Origin of the sequence: Aquabacterium sp., from assembly GCF_035476535.1 — a bacterium.
Classification (GTDB): domain Bacteria; phylum Pseudomonadota; class Gammaproteobacteria; order Burkholderiales; family Burkholderiaceae_C; genus Pseudaquabacterium.
In genome coordinates this window covers 1-4,264 of record NZ_DATILJ010000322.1, presented here as the reverse complement: position 1 = coordinate 4,264, position 4,264 = coordinate 1, and the positions used below count along the sequence as shown (strand labels likewise).

Here is a 4,264-nt window from a genome sequence, read left to right as displayed (position 1 = left end):
TGGGTGATGCTCATCGTGCTGGCGCTGGAGCGCAAGCTGGTCGTCTACACCTCCGACGACCTGCTGCAGTGGCGCGAGGCCTCGAGCTTCGGCCCCGCGGGCGCCTCTGCCGACACGATCTGGGAAGTGCCGGTGCTGCTGCCGCTGCCGGTGGACGGCGAGCCCGGCGCGCAGCGCTGGGTGCTCTTCATCTCGATCAACGGCGGCACGCCCTGGGGCGGCAGCGGCGTGCAGTACTTCGTCGGCGATTTCGATGGTGAGCGCTTTGTCGCGGATCCGGCCGACCCGGCCGCGCATGCCGACGCCGTGCGATGGCTCGATCATGGCCGTGACTTCTACGCGCCACTGCCGTTTGCGAGGGTGGCGGGCAGACACGCCGAGCGGACGCTGTGGCTGGGCTGGATGAACAACTGGGACTACGCGCGCGATGTGCCGAGCGCGCCATGGCGGGGGCAGTTGTCGCTGCCGCGCGAGTTGTCGCTGGCGCGCACAGGTGAGGGCTGGCGCGTGGTGCAGCGTCCAGCGCAGGCCTTGCAGCAGGCGCGCGGACCGGCGCTGCTGGCGTTGCAGGCCTGCCCGGCGGCTGACGCAGCGCTGGCGCTAGCCAAGCTGCAGGCGCGCGGCCGTCACTGGCGCGCGACGCTGCGTGCGCCGCGCAGCGCGCTCGTGCAGCCGCTGGTGCTGTTGTTCTTCACCGGCGGCGGTGCGCCGGTGCGCGTGGGCTTCGATACGGTGCTCGACAGCTACTTCATCGATCGTCGCAAGCCGGCGCCGTCGTTCGCCGGTGAATCCGAGATGCACCACGCGCCGCGCGACCGCTCGCGCGACGAGGTCGAGTTCGAAGTCTGGGTCGACGGCTGCACGGTGGAGGTCTTCGCCGACGGCGGCACGGTGCTGCTGAGCGACATCGTCTTCCCCGATCCGGCGGCCGAAGGCATCGCGTTGTGGCACGGCAGCGCCAATCCGGTGCTGACGGCTTTCAGCCTGGAGCCGCTGCGCTCCTGAACCGCCAGCTCAGCGATGCCAACGATGTCTATCGATAGCCGAATGATCCGGCGATTTGTCGCGGCCCTGACGCTGTGGGCCACGCACGCCGTGGTTATCGCGCAGGCCTTGCCGCAGCCGCTGCTGGCGCTGGACTTCGATCGCCTGGATCGTGGCGAGCTGCCGGCCGGCGTGGTGATTCGAACGCAATTCCCCGCGCCGGACGTCGTGCCCGGCATCGCCGGCCAGGCGTGGCGCACCGACGGCTTTTCGAGTTATGTCGAGGCGCGTGTGGCGCTCGATGCGCAAGTGGGATTCGCGCTGTCGCTGTGGGTGGCGCTGGAAAGCTATCCGTCGGACCTGGAAGTACCGGTCGGCCAGTTGACGCCGTCGTCGATCGTGCAGCAGGCGTCGGGCGACAGCGGCTTCGATGTCTTCATCGACACCTTCGGCCGCTGGGGCCTGCGCTGGGCCACCGACGAGGGCACGATGACGCTGCCGGCGCCGGCGCGTTTCCCACTGCGGCGCTGGATGCATCTGGGCGTGAACGTCGATGTGCAAGCCGGCCGCGCCACCTTGTACGCCGACGGTCAGGCCATCGCTTCGGCGAACACCAAGCCCGGATCGCGGCTGCAGCTCGCGCCCACGCCGCTGGCCCTGGCCACACCGCCCAAAATCGTGAAGATCCTGGACTTCGAGATCAACCGGCTCAATGCGGCCTTCGACTCGATCGCGCTCTACGCGGCGCCGCTGTCCGAATCGCAGTGGACCGCGCTGTCGCCGTGGCCTCAGCTGCTTCAGGGCCGGAACCGCGATGCCGCCGCGTCACTGATCGTGCCGGCATCGCGCTTCGCCGGCGATGCACTGCGACCCCGCGTGCATCCCATGCCGCCCGCCAACTGGACCAACGAGCCGCATGGCCTGATGCGCGTCGGCGACAGCTGGCACCTGTTCTACCAGCGCACGCCGAACGGGCCCTTCAAGACCCAGATGCACTGGGGCCACATGAGCAGCCGCGACCTCGTGACCTGGGCGCACGGGCCCGACGCCTTGTGGCCGGAGCTGCAGACCGAGAGCTTCGGCCACGACATGAAGGGCATCTGGTCCGGCCACGTGATAACCGATGGCGGCAAGGCTTTCGCGTTCTACACCAGCGTGAACCATGGCGAGCGGCTGGCGGCGAGCAATCCCGGCATCGCGATGGCAGTCAGCGAGGACCCGGACCTGCGCACCTGGCGCAAGCTGGGCCCCATCCTGAACACGCGCGACGTGAAGGACTTCCGCGACCCCTACCTGTGGAAAGAAGGGGACACCTGGCACATGCTGATCGGCGCGGCGCTGGCATCGGGCGGCGGTCTCGAGTACCTGGTGTTGCAGCCGGGCGAGAAGGGCGCGCGCTGGCAGCGGCGGCCGCGCTTCATCGAGCCCGGGTACCGGCTGCTCGATCCGGGCTCGCAGATCTGGGAGATGCCGGTCTTCACGCGCCTGGCCGACGATGTCTGGATCCTTGTCGTCAACCCCATCGGCGGCCGCGTCAGCAAGTACGGCGAGCCGGCGACGCGCGCGATCTACTGGACCGGGACCTGGGCCGGCGGCGTGTTCAAGCCTTCGCACCGCGTGCCGAAGGACCTGGATCTGGTGCCGGGGCATCTTGCGCCGACCGTCGGCACCGCCGCCGACGGCACGCTGCGCGCCATCGGCATCGTCGATGAACGCCGCACGCCGAATGCGCAGAAGCGCGCCGGCTGGGCCAATGCCTTCGGCCTGCCCCGTGCGTGGCGCCTGCTGCCCGATCGGCAAACGCTGGGCCAGGCGCCGGCACCGGAGCTGGCCGCGCTGCGCGGCCCGGCCCGCGTCGCGAATGCCGAGCTGAAGCTCGGCTTAACCCCGGTGATGCTGGCCGACGGCCTGGGCGCCTACGAGCTGGAGATCGAGCTCGACGCCGCCTCGCCACCAGGCATCGTGACGATCGACGTGCTCGCGTCGGCCGATGGCCGCGAATACACGCGCCTTTTGTTCGATAGCACCACCGGCGGCGTGACGGTGGACAAGACGCGCTCCACAGCCGTTTCCGAGGACGAAGGCCCGCAGCTGCTGCGCGCCGCCTACGACAGCGCGGCTTACGGACGCATGCGCAGGCTGCGCATCATCGTCGATGGCTCGGTCGTCGAGGCCTTCGTCAACGATGCGGCCGCCTACGCCATTCGAAGTTATCCGTCGATGTCCTCCAGCGTGCAGCTTCGCCTGTCCGCGGGGAGAGAGGTCACGGCGATAGTGCGGCTCTGGCCGCTGCAACACCCCACGACAGCCAGGAGACTGATCCCATGACCTTGAAGCGCACCACCCCCTTCCGCAGGGCCCCGTTCTGCCTTGTGCCGCTGGCCCTTGCGGCGCAGGCCGCGTTCGCCGGGGACGCGCAGCCGGCCCAGGCCGCAACGCCGCCGCCGAGCGCGGCATCGGCACCGGCCGCGGCCGAACCGAAACCAGCGAACCCGGCCACGACCTCGGCCACAACCTCGGCCACAACTCCGGCCGACAGCGATGCGAAGCAGCCAGCCAAGGTGCAGGAAATCGTCGTCACCGGCACCAGCGGGCGCACGACGCTGAAGAAGGACGCCACGTTCACCATCAACACCTTGAACGACGCGGAGATCCGCCGCCTCGCGCCGATGAGCACGGCCGACCTGCTGCAGAACGTGCCGGGCATCTTTGCCGAGGGCAGCACGGCCGGCGAGGCCAGCAACAACATCACCGTGCGCGGCCTGCCGGTGACCGGTGGCTTCCGCTACGCGCCGCAGCTCATCGACGGATTGCCCTGGTTCGAGGAGCCGGAAGTGCAGTTCATGAACAACGACGTCGCCGTGCGCGACGACCTGATGACCAAGCGGGTCGAAGTCGTCAAGGGCGGCCCCGGGGGCATCCTGTACTCGAACGGGCTGGGCGCGACGGTCAACCACATCACGCGCATCGGCGGCCAGGAATTCGAAGGCGGCTATCGCATCGAAGCGGCCGACTACAACTTCCTGCGCAACGAGTTCTTCGTCTCCGGGCCGGTCAACAAGAACCTGACGTTTGCGCTCGGCGGCTTCTACCGCTCGTCCGACGGCATCCGCGACACCGGCTACACCGCCGACCATGGCGGCCAGCTGCGCGGCAACCTGGTCTACCGGACCGACGACGATCGCACCGAGGTCCAGCTGCACGCGCTGAAGATCAATGACCGCACGGCCTTCTACCAGAACGTGCCGATGCAGGTGCCGGGCTTCTCGCAGCCCGGCAC

3 protein-coding genes are annotated in these 4,264 nt (G+C 69.2%); all 3 read left to right on the top strand.

Annotation, left to right across the window (positions count from 1 at the left end; all coding sequences use genetic code 11):
* A partial coding sequence (locus tag VLK61_RS30840) for a glycoside hydrolase family 32 protein (RefSeq protein ID WP_325427337.1) occupies nucleotides 1-1,005 on the top strand: 1,005 nt, incomplete at its 5' end.
* Nucleotides 1,006-1,047: 42 nt separating this feature from the next.
* The gene (locus tag VLK61_RS30835; protein WP_325427335.1) at nucleotides 1,048-3,312 is read left to right on the top strand and encodes a GH32 C-terminal domain-containing protein; all 2,265 of its coding nucleotides are present in this window, start codon (nucleotides 1,048-1,050) and stop codon (nucleotides 3,310-3,312) included.
* A partial coding sequence (locus VLK61_RS30830) for a TonB-dependent receptor plug domain-containing protein (protein ID WP_325427333.1) occupies nucleotides 3,309-4,264 on the top strand: 956 nt, incomplete at its 3' end. The genes VLK61_RS30835 and VLK61_RS30830, both read left to right, overlap by 4 nt.